Raw genomic sequence first — 16,046 nt, forward strand, 5'->3', positions numbered from 1 at the left:
GATACCATGTGACCACGCACAAGACGCCGGATGCAACATCTTGCCGACGTCTTGTCGGAACGTCCATCAAATGCCCGCACACCGGGACTCAGGCGGCGAGCACGCTCAGGTCCGCCGTGGCCCAGCGTTCCCCCACACCGGTGACCGTCATCTGCCGGACCTCGTCGGTCGTGTCGCCGACCGCCCGGTGGATCACGACCTGGAGCCGGTCCTCGGTCAGCTCCTCGACCTTGCCCTCGCCCCATTCCACGACGACCACGGAATCGGGCAGCGAGACGTCGAGGTCGAGGTCCTCCATCTCGTCGAGCCCGCCGGAGAGCCGGTAGGCGTCGACGTGGACCAGGGGCGGTCCCTCGCCCAGCGAGGGGTGCACCCGGGCGATCACGAACGTCGGCGAGGTGACGGCCCCGCGCACGCCGAGCCCCTCGCCCAGCCCACGGGTCAGCGTCGTCTTGCCCGCGCCGAGCTCCCCGCTGAGCATCACCAGGTCACCCGCGCGGAGCAGTTTCGCGAGCCGGCGGCCCAGCTCCCGCATCTGCTCGGGGGACGTGACGACGATCTGGACGGAACCGGGCTCAGCCGGGCTGTGCGGTGCTGGTGCTTCCATAGCCCTTCACGGTAGCCCCTGCGGGCACGGCACCCGTGCGGGTGAGCAGGTCGGCGAGGCGGTCGGTGACCACCTCCGGGTGTTCCAGCATCACCAGGTGCCCCGCGTCCGGCACCAGCACCAGCTCGGCGTCGGGGAGCAGATCGGCGATGGCCTCGCTGTGCTCACTCGGCGTGACCAGGTCCTGCGTCCCGGCCAGGACGAGGACCGGCTGGTCGGCGAAGTGGGTGAGCGCCTCGGTCTTGTCGTGGTCGTTGAACGCCGGGTAGTACTCGGCGACCACGTCGATCGGCGTGCTCTCGATCATCCGCTCGGCGAACCGGGCGACGGCCGGGTCGACGTCCCGGGACGCGAACGAGTACCGCTTGATGATCCCGGCGAACAGGTCCGCGGTCGCCCGGCGCCCCTTCTCCACCAGCTCGGCCCGCTGCCCCAGCGCCTTCAGCACCCCGGGCAGCACCCGCCGCACCGCGTTGACCCCGGCGACGGGCAGGCCGTAGTTGACCTCGCCGAGCCGCCCCGAGGACGTACCCACGAAGGCGACCCCGACGACCCGCTCGCGGATCAGCTCCGGGTACCGGTCGGCCAGCGCCATCACGGTCATGCCGCCCATGGAGTGCCCGACGAGCACCAGCGGCCCCTCGGGCGCCGCCGCGTCGATGACGGCTTTCAGGTCACGGCCCAGCTGCTCGATGGTGACCGGCTCGTCGTCGCGCGTCTGGGCCACGCCCCGCCCGGACCGGCCGTGGCTGCGCTGGTCCCAGTGCACGGTCCGTACGACGCCCCGCAGGGCAGCCCGCTGGAAGTGCCAGGAATCCTGGTTGAGGCAGTAGCCGTGGCTGAAGACGACGGTGACGGGAGCGGGTGACTTGCGGCCGAACAGCCGGCGGCGGCGCGGGCCGATGGCGGCCGGGGCGGCCTCCTCGTCGAGGTCGTCGACCTCGTAGTACAGCTCCGTGCCGTCGTCGGCGAACGCCTTGCCGGGCATGCCCCGCAGCGAGCCGTACGGCCCCGCCGAGTCCAGGGCGAGCCGGGCCTTCTGGCGCATGCCGCGGCCGACCGTCATCCGCTCCAGGGCGACACCGGCGGCCGCGCCCGCGGCCACCACGCCTATCGCCACACCGGCGATACCGGTCGCCCGGCGCCAGCCTCCCGCCGCCCCCGCGGCGGAGGCCGCGACGGCCGCGGAGGCGACGTCCGCGACGACCTCCGCACTGCTCTCGCTCACGTACCGCTCCTCTTCGCCGGGGTCCGATCGGGTGACTCGCCGGGTCGGGTGATGCTGATGTTGCCCTTGTGACTGTCGTTTCTCGCGTGACCGGTTCTCTGTGCGAGTTACCCGTCCTGTTCCTCATTCACATAGACGCGAGGAACACGCGTTCCGATCCGGGTCACGATCTCGTAGGCGATGGTTCCGGCCGCCTGGGCCCAGTCCTCCGCGGTGGGCTCACCACGGTCGCCGGGCCCGAAGAGGACAGCCCGGGCACCGGCCGCGGGTTCGTCACCGCCCAGATCCAGCACGAACTGGTCCATGGCGACCCGCCCGGCGATCGTGCGCCACTTGCCCTCGACCAGCACCGGCCCGGCCGAGGAGGCGTGCCTGGGGATGCCGTCCGCGTATCCCAGGGGAACCAGGCCGAGAGTCGTCGGGCCGGGTGTCACGTACCGGTGGCCGTAACTGACGCCGTGCCCGCCCGGTACGTGTTTGACCAGGGCCAGCGAGGCGGACAGCGTCATCACCGGCCGCAGCCCGAAGTCGGCCGGGGTGCCGAGCTCGGGGCTGGGCGAGATGCCGTAGGTGGCGATGCCGGTGCGGACCAGGTCGAAGTGGCTCTCGGGGAGCGTGAGCGTGGCCGGGGAGTTGGCGATGTGCCGGACCTCGGGGCGCACGCCCCGCCCCTCGGCGTACGCGACCATGTCGCGGAACACCTCGAGCTGGGCGGCGATGGAGGGGTGCCCGGGCTCGTCGGCGCAGGCGAAGTGCGACCACAGCCCGGTGACGCGCAGCAGCCCCTCGGCCTCGGCCCGCAGCGCCGCGTCGACGAGCGCGGCCCAGTCGTCCCCGGGCTGGCACCCGTTGCGGCCGAGCCCCGTGTCGGCCTTCAGCTGCACCCTGGCCGGCCGGCCGGCTCCCCCGGCCGCCTCGACGACCTCCTCCAGGGCCCACATGCCGCTGACCGACACGTCCAGCTCGGCGTCGATCGCCTCGCGCCACGGCCCTCCGGGCGTCCACAGCCAGCACATGATGCGGCCCGGCAGCCCGGCGGCCCGGAGGGCGAGGGCCTCCTCCGGCGTGGCCGTGCCCAGCCAGCTCGCCCCGGCGGCGAGCGCCGCGCGGGCACACGGCACAGCCCCGTGTCCGTACGCCTCGGACTTCACCACGGCCATCAGGGCCGCACCCGGCGCGTGGGCGCGCAGGGCCCGCACATTGGCCCGCAGGGCCGCCAGGTCGATCTCGGCGCGGGCCCGCAGGGGCGCGGTCGGGGCTGTTCTCTCGCTCATCGCGCCCAGTGTCTCAGAGGGCCCCGACGGCGGGTCGGCTACATGCCCCTGTGCGTCGCCCAGGGGCAGGCCGACACGGCATCGAGCCGACGGCGGTGTGCGGCGATCCGTACCGGGACGACGCCCCGGGCGGCTCGACCGGCGCCGGCCCGCGGTTCCCGTGCCGCCATCGGAGTGGTTTCCCCCGCACCCGGGCCGTCACCCCAGCACATTCACCCAGCCACCGGCACCGCCCCGGCCACACCCCACCCGCCCTCAGACGCCCGGGCCACGCCACACCCGCCTTCAGACGCCCGGGCCACCACACCACACCCCACCCACCGCCAGACGCCCGCCCACCCCGCGCAGACAGCCCAGGCCATCACCCCAGCACATTCCGCCAAGCCACCGGCACCGCCCCGGCCACGCCACACACCCCACCCGCCCTCAGACACCCGGGCCACGACACACACCCCCACCCACCCTCAGACGCCCGAGCCACCGCAAACCCCACCCACCGCCAGACGCGCGCCCACCCCGCGCAGACAGCCCAGGCCGTCACCCCAGCACATTCCGCCAAGCCACCGGCACCGCCTCTGCCACGTCATGCGCCCCCACCGGCGCCCCGTCCGCCGCCAGCCGGCCGGCCAGCCCGTGCAGGTACGCCCCGGTGCTTCCCGCGTCCAGCGCGGACAGCCCGGCCGCCAGCAGCGATCCGCCGAGGCCCGACAGCACGTCGCCGCTCCCGGCCGTGGCCAGCCACCCCGTCCCCGTCGGGTTCACCCGCACCGTCCTGCCTCCCGGGTCGGCCACCAGCGTCGTGGATCCCTTCAGCAGCACGGTCGCCCCGTAGCGCCGGGCCAGCTCCCGGACCGCCGCCAGCCGGCCGCCCTCGACGTCCGCCCGGTCCACCCCCAGCAGAGCCGCCGCCTCCCCCGCGTGCGGTGTCATCAGCGTCGGCGCCCGCCGCCCCCGCACGACCCCGGCATCCGCCAGTCGCAGCCCGTCCGCGTCGATCAGCACCGGCACGTCCGCCGCCAGCACCTCCGCCACCGTGGCGGCGTCGTCCCCGGCCCCCGGTCCGACGACCCACGCCTGTACCCGCCCGGCACGCTCGGGCCCCTGGTCCGACACGAGCGTCTCGGGAAACCGCGCGATGACCGCGTCCCCGGCCGGTCCGACGTACCGCACGGCCCCGGCCCCGCCCCGCAGCGCCCCGGAGACGGCGAGTACGGCGGCCCCGGGGTACCGCGCCGACCCGGCGGCGATGCCGACCACGCCCCGTCGGTACTTGTCGCTCTCCGCCCGCGGCAGAGGCAGCAGCCGGGCCACGTCGTCGTGCTGCAACGCCTCCAGCTCCGGCTCGGCCGGCAGCTCCAGCCCGATGTCGACCAGCCGCACCGACCCCGTGTACTCCCGGGCCGGATCGATCAGGAGCCCGGGCTTGTGCGTCCCGAACGTCACGGTCAGATCGGCCCGCACGGCCTCCCCGTGCACCTCCCCGGTGTCGGCGTCGACACCGCTGGGCAGGTCGACGGCGACCACGGCCCCCCGCGACCGTCCGGCGGCGACGGCCAACGGCACCGCGTCCGGCCGCAGCCCCCCCTTCCCCCCGATCCCGACGATCCCGTCGAGGACGAGGTCCGCGCCCTCGACGAGCGCCTCACCCCGACCGGCCCCCGCGACCCGCCCCCCGGCCCGCCGCAACGCCGCGAGCCCCGCCGCGTGCGCCCGCTCCGGCGCGAGCAGCACCGCGGTGACCCCGGCCCCACGACGCGCCAGCCGGGCACCGGCGTACAGGGCGTCACCCCCGTTGTCGCCGCTGCCGACCAGCAGCACGACCCTGCTCCCGTACACCCGCCCCAGCAGGTCGGCGCAGGCCGCGGCGAGCCCCGCGGCGGCGCGTTGCATCAGCGCCCCCTCCGGCAGCCGCGCCATCAGCTCCCGTTCGGCGTTCCGGACCGTCTCCACGCTGTAGGCAGTACGCATGCGGTCGAGTTTCCCGCAGGACCGCCGGGCCACTCCCCCTCACACGCACCTCCCGCATCCCCGCCCTCTGCGATCCGTGCCGCGGCCATTGACGCTTTGCCGCCCCTTTGCCAGACTCCCGGCCGCGCAGAAAGCGCTTGCAGAACCTGCGCACTCCCCCACATCCGAAGAATCCGAGGCCCCCATGGGACGCAGAGCCGCCGCATTACTCGCCGCCGTCGCCGCCACCGCCCTCCTCACCGCCGCCGGCACCCTGACCGAGCCCGCCACGGCCGCCCCCCAGCGCGCACTGGCCTGCGGAGACGGTGCCTACCAGGCCGAGGCCGTAAAGAGCGGCAGCAACTGGACCGCCCGGCGCGGCGGCAGCACGGTCTACACCGGCACCGACATGCGCGCGGCCGTCCAAGCCGCGGTCAACAGCCTCACCTCCGGGCGCACGTCGAAGGAACGCGTCGTGGTCCGCGGCTCGGGCTCGGTCTCGGCGGGCTCCCGCATCTCCCTGCCGAGCTACACCGTCCTCGACGTCTGCGGCACGATCGACGTCACCGGCAGCGGCTCGGGCGACCAGGCGCCGGTCTACTCGCGCGGCACCCGTGACGTCGAGGTCCAGAATCTCAAGCTCACCGGCACCCCGCTGTACGGCATCTTCCTGCGCAACGTCCAGAACGTGGTGCTCGGCCAGATCGACATGCGCCTGACCCGCGGCCTGGGCGTCCGCATCGACAACCGCGGCGACACCAGCCAGTGGACGCGCAACGTCCGCATCGACAACGTCCACGTCTCCGGCGCGTCCAGCCACGCGGTCGAGACCTACGGCGTCGACGGCCTCACCATCGGCACGGTGACGGCCCGCAACGTCGGCGAGTCGGGCCTGCTGCTCAACCAGACCGTCAACGCCAGTGTCACCAAGGTGGACGCCGAGAACGCGGGCACGGGCACCGGCTACGCTGCCTTCCGCATGGCCAACCGCAACGGCCGGATCGGCAGCGGCTACCCCACCAACATCCGCGTCGGCGAGGTCGTCGCGCGCGGCGGTGGACGCGGCGTGTTCTGCGTCTCGGAAAGCGGCGGGGCCGTCATCGACAAGGTGACGCTCTCGCAGACCGGCAACAACTCGGTCCTGATCGAGAACTGCTACAACGTCAGCCTCGCGGCGCAAAGCGGCACGATCACGGGCGGCGGCGAACTGCGCCTGGCCGCCCGCTCGGAGTTCCCCAACAACAGGGACATCACCATCCAGAACCTGACGGTCACCGACTCGGCCGTCAGGGAGAGCCCGTGCGGCGAGAACACGACGTTCCGCAACATCACCCGGGTGAACAGCAGCCAGTCGATCTGCTGACCGGACCCTCCTGCCGGACAACGGGTCACCATCACCGGCCCGAGCCTGTGCCGACAGGTCATCGCCGGCAGGGGCCGCGGGTGCCGCCTCACCTACCATGACGCGGTGAAATTCGTGATGGTGCCCGGCGGTTGGCAGGGTGGCTGGGCGTTCGATTCGGTGGCCGCCGAGTTGCACCGAAACGGCCACCGGGTCGAGGCGGTGACCCTGTCGGGGCTGGAGCCGGACGGTCCGGTCGACGTGGACCGCCCGCCCAACCTCGACACCCACATCGACCAGGTGGCCGGCATCATCGACCGCGGCGACGAAGCACCCGTCGCGCTGTGCGGGCACAGCTACGGCGGGATGGTGATCGCCGGAGTCGCGGATCGGCTCGGCGACCGCCTCGACCAGCTCGTCTTCATCGACGCCTACGTCCCGGCCGACGGGGATTCGTGCTGGTCCCTGACCAGCGACCGCTTCCGGGAGTTGTTCATCGACGGCGCCCGCGCCGACGGCCGATGGGTCGCGGTGCCCGAGGGGCTCGACCCGCGCGCACGACCGCACCCGATGGCGAGCTTCGTCCAGTCGATCAGACTGGGAGACAAACGCGGCCGTGCGCTCGGCCGGACGTTCATCAGCGGCGGGGCGTGGACGGGCAGCCCGTTCGTGGACCTGACCGAACGACTGCGCGACGACTCGGCCTGGCGGGTGCACGAGATTCCCGTCGGCCACAACATCGCCCGCCGCGACCCGCACGGCCTCGCGGCCGTCCTCGGCGCACTGCCGCCCGGCTCCGCACGCCGAGGTGCACTCACCCCTCGGCGATGACCACCGCGGAGGCGACGCCCGCATCGTGACTCAGCGACACGTGCCAGCTCCGCACGCCGAGCTCGGCGGCCCGGGCGGCCACCGTCCCGGTCACCCGCAGCCAGGGCCGCCCGGTGTTCTCGACACACACCTCTGCGTCGGTCCACAGCAGCCCGGGCGGAGCACCGAGCGCCTTGGCCAACGCCTCCTTGGCCGCGAACCGCGCGGCGAGCGACGCGGCCCCCCGCCGCTCCCCGCTGGGCAGCAGCAACTCCCGCTCCACGAAAAGCCGTCCGGCCAGCGCGGGCGTACGCTCCAGTGAAGCCGCGAACCGGTCGATCTCGGCAACGTCGATACCGACCCCGATGATGCTCATGGGCAGCACCCTACGGTGACGGGCCGGATACTGCGGGAAAGGCCCCCGAGGCACCGCCCGCGCCCCCCTGGATCTTCAACTTCCCTTTCCCGTTGTAGAGTTCGCGCTGATCGCGATGAGCAAACGGCATCGCACCGAACGGGAGGACATCGACTCGATGAAGTTCAAGTCGCTGGGCACCGCACTGACCACCGTGGCCCTGATAGGCACCGCCCTCACCGGCACCGTCGCCACCGCCGGCACCGCCGCCGCGGCGACGCCGGACTGCAGCAGCGCGCTGACCAACGTGAAGCCCAAGGCGACCGTCAACCTCCGCAGCCAGCCCAAGACGAGCTCGACCGCTCTCGGCACCTGGAACAAGGGCCAGAACGGCGGCATCTGCTTCGGCGGCAGCAAGCCCGTCACCGGCGGCAGCTACACGGCCTGCGGCAAGACGAGCAACAAGTGGTACTTCGGCGGCCCCAACAGCACCAGCGTGGAAGGCTGGGTCCCGGCGACCTGCCTGCCCATCTGAGCACCTGACGGCCCGGCCCGCTGCCCACCCGGGCCGAGCACCTGACGGCCCGGCCCGCTGCCTGTCCGTCTGAACACCTGACGGCCCGGCCCGCTGCCTGTCCGGCCGAGCACCTGACGGCCCGACCGGCTGCCCACCCGGGCCGAGCACCTGACGGGCCGATCCGAGGGGCGAAGGGCATCCGGCCCTTCGCCCCTCGGCGCTCGTTCCGGCTTCCCGCTACTCCACCGTGACCGACTTCGCCAGGTTCCGGGGCTGGTCGACCTCGTTGCCGCGGGCCGTCGCCAGCTCACAGGCGAACACCTGCAGCGGCACGGTCGCGACGAGCGGCTGCAGCAGGGTCGGCGTGGCGGGAATCCGGACCAGGTGGTCCGCGTACGGCACGACCGCCTCGTCGCCCTCCTCCGCGATCACGATCGTCCGCGCGCCGCGCGCCCGGATCTCCTGGATGTTGGACACGATCTTGTCGTGCAGCACCGACCGGCCGCGCGGCGAGGGCACCACCACGACCACCGGCAGGTCCTCCTCGATCAGGGCGATCGGCCCGTGCTTCAGCTCCCCGGCCGCGAACCCCTCCGCGTGCATGTAGGCGAGTTCCTTGAGCTTCAGCGCGCCTTCGAGCGCCACCGGATAGCCCACGTGCCGCCCGAGGAACAGCACCGTCTTCTTGGTGGCCAGCGTGCGTGCCAGCTCCCGCACCGGCTCCATCGTGCCCAGCACCTGATCCACCGCACCGGCGATCGAGGACAGGTCGCGGATCACCGCCCGGATCTCGTCGCCCCACTTCGTGCCGCGCACCTGGCCCAGGTACAGGGCGACCAGGTAGCACGCCACGAGCTGCGTCAGGAACGCCTTGGTCGAGGCGACGGCCACCTCCGGCCCGGCGTGCGTGTACAGCACCGCGTCCGACTCGCGCGGGATCGTCGAACCGTTGGTGTTGCAGATCGCCAGCACCCTGGCCCCCTGCTCACGGGCGTGCCGCAGCGCCATCAGCGTGTCCATGGTCTCGCCCGACTGGGAGATGGCGATCACCAGCGTCTGCGCGTCGAGGATCGGGTCCCGGTAGCGGAACTCGCTCGCCAGCTCCACCTCGCAGGGCAGCCGCGTCCAGTGCTCGATGGCGTACTTGGCGATCATCCCTGCGTGGAAGGCCGTGCCACAGGCGACGATGACGACCTTGCCGACCTCCCGCAGCACCCCCTGCGGGATCCGCACCTCGTCCAGCGTCAGCGATCCGGAACCGTCGATGCGGCCCAGCAGCGTGTCGGCGACCGCCTTGGGCTGCTCGGCGATCTCCTTGAGCATGAAGTAGTCGTAGCCGCCCTTCTCGGCGGCCGAGGCGTCCCAGTCGACGTGGTACGACCGCACGTCGGCCGGGCGGCCGTCGAAGCCCGTCACCGTCACGCCGTCCCGGCGCAGCTCCACCACCTGGTCCTGGCCGAGCTCGATCGCCGAGCGCGTGTGGGCGATGAACGCGGCGACGTCGGACGCGAGGAAGGCCTCGCCCTCCCCGACACCGACCACCAGCGGCGAGTTGCGCCGCGCGCCCACGACCACGTCCGGCTCGTCGGCGTGCACGGCGACCAGCGTGAACGCGCCCTCCAGCCGCCGGCACACCAGCCGCATCGCCTCGGCGAGATCCGCGCAGGAGGAGAACTCCTCGGCGAGCAGATGGGCGACGACCTCGGTGTCCGTCTCGGAGGTCAGGTCGTGACCGCGCTCCGCGAGCTCGGCGCGCAGCGGGGCGAAGTTCTCGATGATGCCGTTGTGCACCACGGCGACCCGGCCCGCGTTGTCGATGTGCGGGTGGGCGTTGGTGTCCGTCGGCCCGCCGTGCGTGGCCCAGCGGGTGTGCCCGATGCCCGTCGCGCCGGTCGGCAGCGGTCTGCCGTCCAGTTCCTTCTCCAGGTTGAGCAGCTTGCCGGCCTTCTTCGCCGTCGCGAGCCCCCCGTCGGCCAGGACGGCGACGCCCGCCGAGTCGTACCCCCGGTACTCCAGCCGCTTCAGCCCGGCCATCACGACCTCGAGCGCGGACTGCGGCCCCACGTAACCCACGATTCCACACATGACGCGCAGCCTACGGGCCGATGCTCTCCGAAAACCCCTTCAGCGTGCCCGGAATCGGAAATGATCCCGCCGTTCGCGACCCCGCAACGGCGACTTTGTGCTCCGCGGTGCAGCGCGAAGACGCGGCCGGTGGTCCGCTTCGGCGGATCCACCTCATTCACCGGGGTCGCCCGGCAGCGCGACCAGCATGCGCGGGGGCGCCCGAGCGCCTCAGACCTTCGCCCGGTAGGCCCGCATGGCCAGCGGATAGAACACCAGCGCGATGCCCGCCGCCCACACCAGCGACCACAGCACCGGCTCCGCCACCGCCCCGCCCAGCAGCAGCCCCCGGAACGCGTCCGACAGGTGGGTCACCGGATTGACGTCGCTCCACGCCTGGAGCCAGCCGGGCATGGTGTCGACGACGACGAACGCGCTGCTGGTGAAGGTGATCGGGAAGATGAGCGTGAAGGCGAACGCCTGGACCTTCTCGGCGTCGCCGGCCAGCATCCCGATCAGCACCGCGCCCCAGGACACGGCCGCCGCGAACACGACCACCAGCAGGGTGCCGAGGAGGAATCCGCCGAACCCGCCGGTGATGCGGAAGCCGAGGGCCAGGCCGAGGCCGATCATCAGCAGCAGCGCCCACAGGTGCTTCGCGAGGTCGGCGGTGATCCGGCCGACGAGCGGGGCGGAGCGGGCGATGGGCAGGCTGCGCAGCCGGTCGAAGACGCCCTTGGTGAGGTCGGTGTTGAGCGCCATCGCCGTGTACATCGTCATGAACAGGGTGTTCTGCACGATGATCCCGGGCAGCGCGTACTTCAGGTATGCCTCGGGCGAGCCGGCCATCTGTCCGCCCAGCACGTAGGTGAACAGGAAGACGAACATGATCGGCGTGATGCTGTAGTCGACCAGTTCGAGCGGGTTGTGCTTGACGGCGACCAGGCTCCGCCAGGCCATCGTGAAGGTCTGCCGCAGCCCGGCGAGGGGCGGCACCCGGCCCGACGCGGTGACCGGTGCGGTGAGGGTGGTGGCGGTGGCGGTCATGACCGGCTCACCGCCTTCTCGCGCCCGTCGTCGTCCCGGACGGTGCCGTCACGATCAGTGCCGTCACGGCCTGCGTCGTCACGGCCGGTGTGGCCACGCTCGGCGCCGTCACGATCGGTGCCGTCACCGTCGTGGGCGGCCGCGCCACCGTTCCCCTCGGCCCCGCCCGGCTCGGCGTGGTGGCCGGTCAGGGAGAGGAAGACCTCGTCGAGCGAGGAGCGGCGCAGGGCCAGCTCTCCGACCGCGATGCCCTCCCGGTCCAGCGCACGCACCACGGCCGGCATCAGTTCGGGGTCCTTCACCGGAGCGGTGACCGTCTCCCCCTCGATCCGGGCCGCCGGCCCGGCGGCCCCGGCCACCAGCGCGTGCGCCCGTGCCAGGTCCCGCCCGACGATCGGCCTGAGCTCCAGCACCTGGCCGCCGACCTGCGCCTTCAACTGGTCAGGCGTGCCCTCGGCGATCACACGGCCCTTGTCGATCACCACGATGTCGTCCGCGAGGACATCGGCCTCGTTCAGGTACTGCGTGGTCAGCAGCGCGGTCGCACCGTCCGCGACCAGGCCGCGCAGCAGGTCCCACAGCTCACCGCGGCTGTGCGGATCCAGGCCGGTGGTCGGCTCGTCGAGGAAGAGGATGCTGGGCCGTCCCACGAGGCTGGCGGCGAGATCCAGGCGTCTGCGCATGCCGCCCGAGAAGGTCTTCGCGGCCCGCCCGGCCGCGTGGGTCAGCTGGAACCGCTCCAGCAGTTCACCGGCCCGCGCCTTCGCCTCCCGCCTCGACAGACCCAGCAGCCGCCCGATGAGCAGCAGGTTCTCCGTTCCGGTCAGGTTCTCGTCGACCGCCGCGTACTGTCCGGTCAGCCCGACGAGGGAGCGTACGACCCCGGCCTCCCCGACCACGTCGTGACCGGCCACCCGGGCCCTCCCCCGGTCCGGGCGCAGCAGTGTCGCGAAGATCCGCACCGCGGTCGTCTTCCCCGCACCGTTGGGGCCCAGCAGCCCGAGCACCGTGCCCTTGCGGGCCGCCAGGTCGACGCCGGCCAGCGCCTCGGTCTCCTTGAACCGCTTGACCAGGCCTTCCGCCTCTATCGCGTACGTCATGGGTACCCCCAGGCGTTCGTGGGCCCCGGACCGGGCCCACCCTTTTCACAACTGTGACGCACGCCACTGACATTCCTCCTGGATCAGCTTTTCTCAGCCCGAAGCAGGGTGAAGACGGGCGAAGGGGTCGCGTGACGGATCCCACCTCACCATCCGTTCGTAAGCCCGTAACAATGGACTGTGATCTCTCCGGTCTCCTCGATGCCCCGGAGCGCCCACCGGCCCCGCCCGGAGGCGACTCCCTACGTCGACCTCACCCGAGCCGAGTGGAGCGCGCTGCGTGACAAGACGCCGCTTCCGCTGACGGCCGAGGAGGTCGAGAAGCTGCGCGGTCTCGGCGACGTGATCGACCTCGACGAGGTGCGGGACATCTACCTCCCGCTGTCCAGACTTCTCAACCTCTACGTCGGTGCCACCGACGGCCTCAGAGGCGCGCTGAACACGTTCCTGGGCGAGCAGGGCTCCCAGTCGGGCACCCCGTTCGTCATAGGGGTCGCCGGTTCGGTCGCCGTGGGAAAGTCGACGGTCGCCCGCCTCCTGCAGGCCCTGCTCTCGCGCTGGCCCGAGCACCCGCGCGTCGAGCTGGTCACCACCGACGGCTTCCTGCTGCCCACGAAGGACCTCCAGGCCCGCGGCCTGATGTCCCGCAAGGGTTTCCCGGAGTCCTACGACCGCCGGGCCCTGACCCGTTTCGTCGCCGGCATCAAGGCGGGCAAGAACGAGGTCACCGCGCCCGTCTACTCCCACCTGATCTACGACATCGTCCCCGACAAGCGGCTCACGGTCCGCCGCCCCGACATCCTCATCGTCGAGGGCCTGAACGTCCTCCAGCCGGCCCTGCCCGGCAAGGACGGCCGCACCCGCGTCGGCCTCGCCGACTACTTCGACTTCAGCGTGTACGTCGACGCCCGCGTCGAGGACATCGAGACCTGGTACCTCAAGCGCTTCCGCAAACTGCGCGCGACCGCCTTCCAGGACCCGTCCTCGTACTTCCGCAAGTACACCCAGGTCTCCGAGGAGGAGGCCCTGGACTACGCCCGGACGATGTGGCGCACGATCAACCGGCCCAACCTGGTGGAGAACATCGCGCCCACCCGCGGCCGCGCCACCCTGGTCGTGCGCAAGGGCCCGGACCACAAGGTGCAGCGGCTGAGCCTGCGCAAGCTGTGACGCCGGCGGAAAGACCGGTTAGATGGGCGCCATGCTCCATCTGCGTCTGATCACACCGGCCGACCGGACCGACGAGGTGGTCCTCCTGATCGAGAAGACGGTCGGCACCACCCACCTCGTCGTGATGCCGGGCGTCTCCCGCGACCCCGCCGGGGACGTGGTGATGTGCGACGTGGCCCGCGAGGCGGGCGACGAACTGCTCAACGGGCTCCGGGAACTGGGCATCGACACCACCGGTTCCATCGCCGTCGAGTCCATCGACCTGTCCCTGTCCGAGCGGGCCGACAAGGCGGAGGCCGACGCACCGGGTGAGGGCGCGGACGCGGTGCTGTGGGAGCAGCTGACCGAGGCGACGCACGAGGAGTCGACGCTCTCCGTCACCTACCTCGCCTTCATCACGCTCGCCACCATGATCGCCGCCTGTGGCGTGGTCCTGGACAACGCGATCCTGATCGTGGGCGCCATGGCGGTGGGCCCCGAGTTCGGTCCCCTCACCGGCATCTGCACCGCGATCGTCCGGCGCCGGCCGCGCCTGGCCCTTCGCTCGCTGATCGCGCTGCTGGTGGGCTTCGCGGTGGCGATGGCGGTGACGGTCGGCTTCAGCCTCCTCATGGACGCGGCCGGCCAGTTCACGGAGGGCCGCCTGGAGGCCGACCGCCCCAACACCGGCTTCATCTACGCCCCCGACAAGTTCTCCTTCATCGTGGCGGTCCTGGCCGGCATCGCCGGCACCCTGTCCCTGACGTCGGCCAAGTCGGGCGCGCTGGTGGGGGTGGCCATCTCGGTCACCACGATCCCGGCCGCGGCGAACGCGGCAGTCGCCCTCAGCTACGGCGACACGAGCCAGACCTGGGGCTCCACAGAGCAACTCCTGCTGAACCTGCTGGGCATCATCGTCGCCGGCACGGCAACCCTCTTGGCCCAGAAGTGGTTCTGGTCAAACCAACGCAAGCGTGCGAACACCACATAGGGCAGCGCCCCAGGGGCGCGGGGAACTGCGCGACAAGCCACGCACCACCCGCAGCCCGCTCACCACCGCCGCCCCGCCCCCGGCCCGTTCATCAGCCCAGCGCGGACTTCACCACATCGGCAAGCCGCCCCGCAACGGACCGGGCCTGCTCGATATCGGCCGCCTCCACCATCACCCGGACCAACGGCTCGGTCCCGGAGGGCCGCAACAGCACCCGCCCGGTGGCCCCGAGCTCCCGCTCCGCGTCAGAGACCGCCGACGCCAGCTCCGAAGACGTCCCCACCCTGGACCTGTCCACATCCGGCACATTGATCAGCACCTGCGGCAGCCGCTCCATGACACCGGCGAGATCCGCCAGCGTGCGCCCGCTCTGCGCCACCCGGGCCGCCAGCAGCAGCCCGGTCAGCGTCCCGTCACCGGTCGTCGCGTGGTCGAGGATGATGACGTGCCCGGACTGCTCGCCGCCGAGGGCGAACCCGTGCTCCTTCATCTCCTCCAGCACGTACCGGTCACCGACGGCGGTCTGCACCAGCCGGATCCCCTCGCGCTCCATGGCGAGCTTGAACCCGAGGTTCGACATCACCGTGGCGACGACCGTCTCCGACCGCAGCGCTGAGCGCTCCCGCATCGCCAGGGCGAGCACGGCGAGGATCTGGTCCCCGTCCACCTCCGCCCCGGTGTGGTCGACGGCGAGGCAGCGGTCGGCGTCACCGTCGTGCGCGATACCGAGAGCGGCCCCGTGCTCGACCACGGCGGCCTTGATCTTGTCCAGGTGCGTCGACCCGTAGCCGTCGTTGATGTTGAGCCCGTCGGGATCGGCCCCGATCGTGACGACCTCGGCACCGGCCTGCCGGAACGCCTCCGGCGACACCCGGGCCGCGGCACCGTGCGCCTCGTCGAGGACGACCTTCAGCCCGCCGAGCCGGTTGGGCAGGGCACCCAGCAGATGCGCGACGTACCGGTCGGAGCCCTGCTCGTAGTCGCGTACGCGGCCCACGCCGGACCCGGTCGGCCGGTCCCAGGGGGCGCCGGTGCGGTGCTCCTCGTAGACGGACTCGATGCGGTCCTCCAGCTCGTCGGCGAGTTTGTGCCCGCCGCGGGCGAAGAACTTGACGCCGTTGTCCGGCATGGCGTTGTGGCTGGCGGAGAGCATCACGCCGAGGTCGGCGCCGAGCTCACCCGTCAGGTACGCCACGGCGGGCGTCGGCAGCACACCGACCCGAAGGACGTCCACGCCGGCGCTGGCGAGGCCCGCGACCACGGCGGCTTCCAGGAACTCCCCGGACGCACGGGGGTCACGCCCGACCACGGCCCTCGGCCGGTGTCCCTCGAACGTGCCCGCCTCGGCCAGTACGTGTGCCGCGGCCACGGAGAGGCCCAGGGCCATCTCCGCCGTCAGGTCCGCGTTGGCGACACCGCGCACGCCGTCCGTGCCGAAGAGTCGTCCCACAGTGGTGTCCTCCGAATTACTGAAGAGAATGCGGCTCGCATCCCCGAGTGCACCCCCTGAGACTGTCCGGGGGCTGTAGGGGTTGTGTAAACGAAACCGCCCCGGCAGCACAACCGTGCCGCCGGGGCGATCGTTGCGAAGCCAGTCGCCAGGACGGGCGTCGCG

14 protein-coding genes are annotated in these 16,046 nt (G+C 72.2%); 5 read left to right on the forward strand and 9 right to left on the reverse strand.

Annotation, left to right across the window (positions count from 1 at the left end; translation table 11 throughout):
• Nucleotides 1-88: 88 nt before the first annotated feature.
• The 4 genes from tsaE to ACFCXS_RS02235 form a co-directional block, all read right to left on the reverse strand.
• Nucleotides 89-607 (reverse strand): tRNA (adenosine(37)-N6)-threonylcarbamoyltransferase complex ATPase subunit type 1 TsaE, encoded by a 519-nt coding sequence (gene tsaE / locus ACFCXS_RS02220; protein WP_361950617.1) that lies wholly within the window; start codon nucleotides 605-607, stop codon nucleotides 89-91.
• A complete protein-coding gene (locus ACFCXS_RS02225) occupies nucleotides 576-1,835 on the reverse strand; it encodes an alpha/beta fold hydrolase (RefSeq protein ID WP_376641066.1) in 1,260 nt (419 codons plus the stop codon). The genes tsaE and ACFCXS_RS02225 overlap by 32 nt, the downstream gene beginning before the upstream one ends.
• Nucleotides 1,836-1,942: 107 nt before the next feature.
• Nucleotides 1,943-3,109, reverse strand: a complete 1,167-nt coding sequence (alr, locus tag ACFCXS_RS02230) for an alanine racemase (RefSeq protein WP_376641068.1) — start codon at nucleotides 3,107-3,109, stop codon at nucleotides 1,943-1,945.
• A 537-nt stretch (nucleotides 3,110-3,646) separates the two neighbouring features.
• A complete protein-coding gene (locus tag ACFCXS_RS02235) occupies nucleotides 3,647-5,077 on the reverse strand; it encodes an NAD(P)H-hydrate dehydratase (RefSeq protein WP_376641070.1) in 1,431 nt (476 codons plus the stop codon).
• A 184-nt stretch (nucleotides 5,078-5,261) separates the two neighbouring features.
• On the opposite strand from ACFCXS_RS02235, the gene ACFCXS_RS02240 reads away from it, so the two are divergent.
• Both ACFCXS_RS02240 and ACFCXS_RS02245 read left to right on the forward strand, forming a co-directional pair.
• Complete coding sequence (locus ACFCXS_RS02240) at nucleotides 5,262-6,419, forward strand: hypothetical protein (protein WP_376641072.1); 1,158 nt, start codon at nucleotides 5,262-5,264, stop codon at nucleotides 6,417-6,419.
• 105 nt (nucleotides 6,420-6,524) lie between these two features.
• On the forward strand, nucleotides 6,525-7,229 hold the full coding sequence (locus ACFCXS_RS02245; protein ID WP_376641074.1) for an alpha/beta fold hydrolase: 705 nt from the start codon (nucleotides 6,525-6,527) through the stop codon (nucleotides 7,227-7,229).
• On the opposite strand, the gene ACFCXS_RS02250 is transcribed toward ACFCXS_RS02245, so the two are convergent.
• Complete coding sequence (locus ACFCXS_RS02250; protein WP_376641076.1) at nucleotides 7,213-7,584, reverse strand: holo-ACP synthase; 372 nt, start codon at nucleotides 7,582-7,584, stop codon at nucleotides 7,213-7,215. The two genes, ACFCXS_RS02245 and ACFCXS_RS02250, sit on opposite strands and share 17 nt — an antisense overlap.
• 115 nt (nucleotides 7,585-7,699) lie before the next feature.
• Between ACFCXS_RS02250 and ACFCXS_RS02255 the strand changes: the two genes are divergently transcribed.
• Nucleotides 7,700-8,098, forward strand: coding sequence for a hypothetical protein (locus tag ACFCXS_RS02255; RefSeq protein ID WP_376641078.1), 399 nt, complete (start codon nucleotides 7,700-7,702; stop codon nucleotides 8,096-8,098).
• Between the two features lie 219 nt (nucleotides 8,099-8,317).
• Here ACFCXS_RS02255 and glmS read toward each other — a convergent pair whose 3' ends face one another.
• The 3 genes from glmS to ACFCXS_RS02270 all read right to left on the reverse strand — a co-directional run bounded on the left by glmS (nucleotide 8,318) and on the right by ACFCXS_RS02270 (nucleotide 12,291).
• The gene (gene glmS, locus ACFCXS_RS02260) at nucleotides 8,318-10,165 is read right to left on the reverse strand and encodes a glutamine--fructose-6-phosphate transaminase (isomerizing) (RefSeq protein WP_376641080.1); all 1,848 of its coding nucleotides are present in this window, start codon (nucleotides 10,163-10,165) and stop codon (nucleotides 8,318-8,320) included.
• Between the two features lie 210 nt (nucleotides 10,166-10,375).
• Nucleotides 10,376-11,191 (reverse strand): ABC transporter permease, encoded by an 816-nt coding sequence (locus tag ACFCXS_RS02265; RefSeq protein ID WP_376641082.1) that lies wholly within the window; start codon nucleotides 11,189-11,191, stop codon nucleotides 10,376-10,378.
• Entirely contained in the window at nucleotides 11,188-12,291 is a 1,104-nt protein-coding gene (locus tag ACFCXS_RS02270) for an ATP-binding cassette domain-containing protein (protein WP_376641084.1), read from the reverse strand. Before ACFCXS_RS02270 ends, ACFCXS_RS02265 begins: the two co-directional genes overlap by 4 nt.
• A 201-nt stretch (nucleotides 12,292-12,492) precedes the next feature.
• On the opposite strand from ACFCXS_RS02270, the gene coaA reads away from it, so the two are divergent.
• The gene (gene coaA / locus ACFCXS_RS02275; protein ID WP_376641505.1) at nucleotides 12,493-13,461 is read left to right on the forward strand and encodes a type I pantothenate kinase; all 969 of its coding nucleotides are present in this window, start codon (nucleotides 12,493-12,495) and stop codon (nucleotides 13,459-13,461) included.
• 31 nt (nucleotides 13,462-13,492) lie between these two features.
• Nucleotides 13,493-14,431 (forward strand): DUF389 domain-containing protein, encoded by a 939-nt coding sequence (locus tag ACFCXS_RS02280; protein ID WP_376641086.1) that lies wholly within the window; start codon nucleotides 13,493-13,495, stop codon nucleotides 14,429-14,431.
• Between the two features lie 91 nt (nucleotides 14,432-14,522).
• Here the strand turns inward: ACFCXS_RS02280 and glmM are convergent, their stop codons facing one another.
• Nucleotides 14,523-15,881 carry a phosphoglucosamine mutase gene (gene glmM, locus ACFCXS_RS02285; protein ID WP_376641088.1) on the reverse strand — a complete coding sequence of 453 codons (1,359 nt, stop codon included), beginning with the start codon at nucleotides 15,879-15,881 and terminating at the stop codon, nucleotides 14,523-14,525.
• Between the last annotated feature and the right edge of the window lie 165 nt (nucleotides 15,882-16,046).

Origin of the sequence: Streptomyces sp. NPDC056373 (genome assembly GCF_042262425.1) — a bacterium.
Classification (GTDB): Bacteria; Actinomycetota; Actinomycetes; order Streptomycetales; family Streptomycetaceae; genus Streptomyces.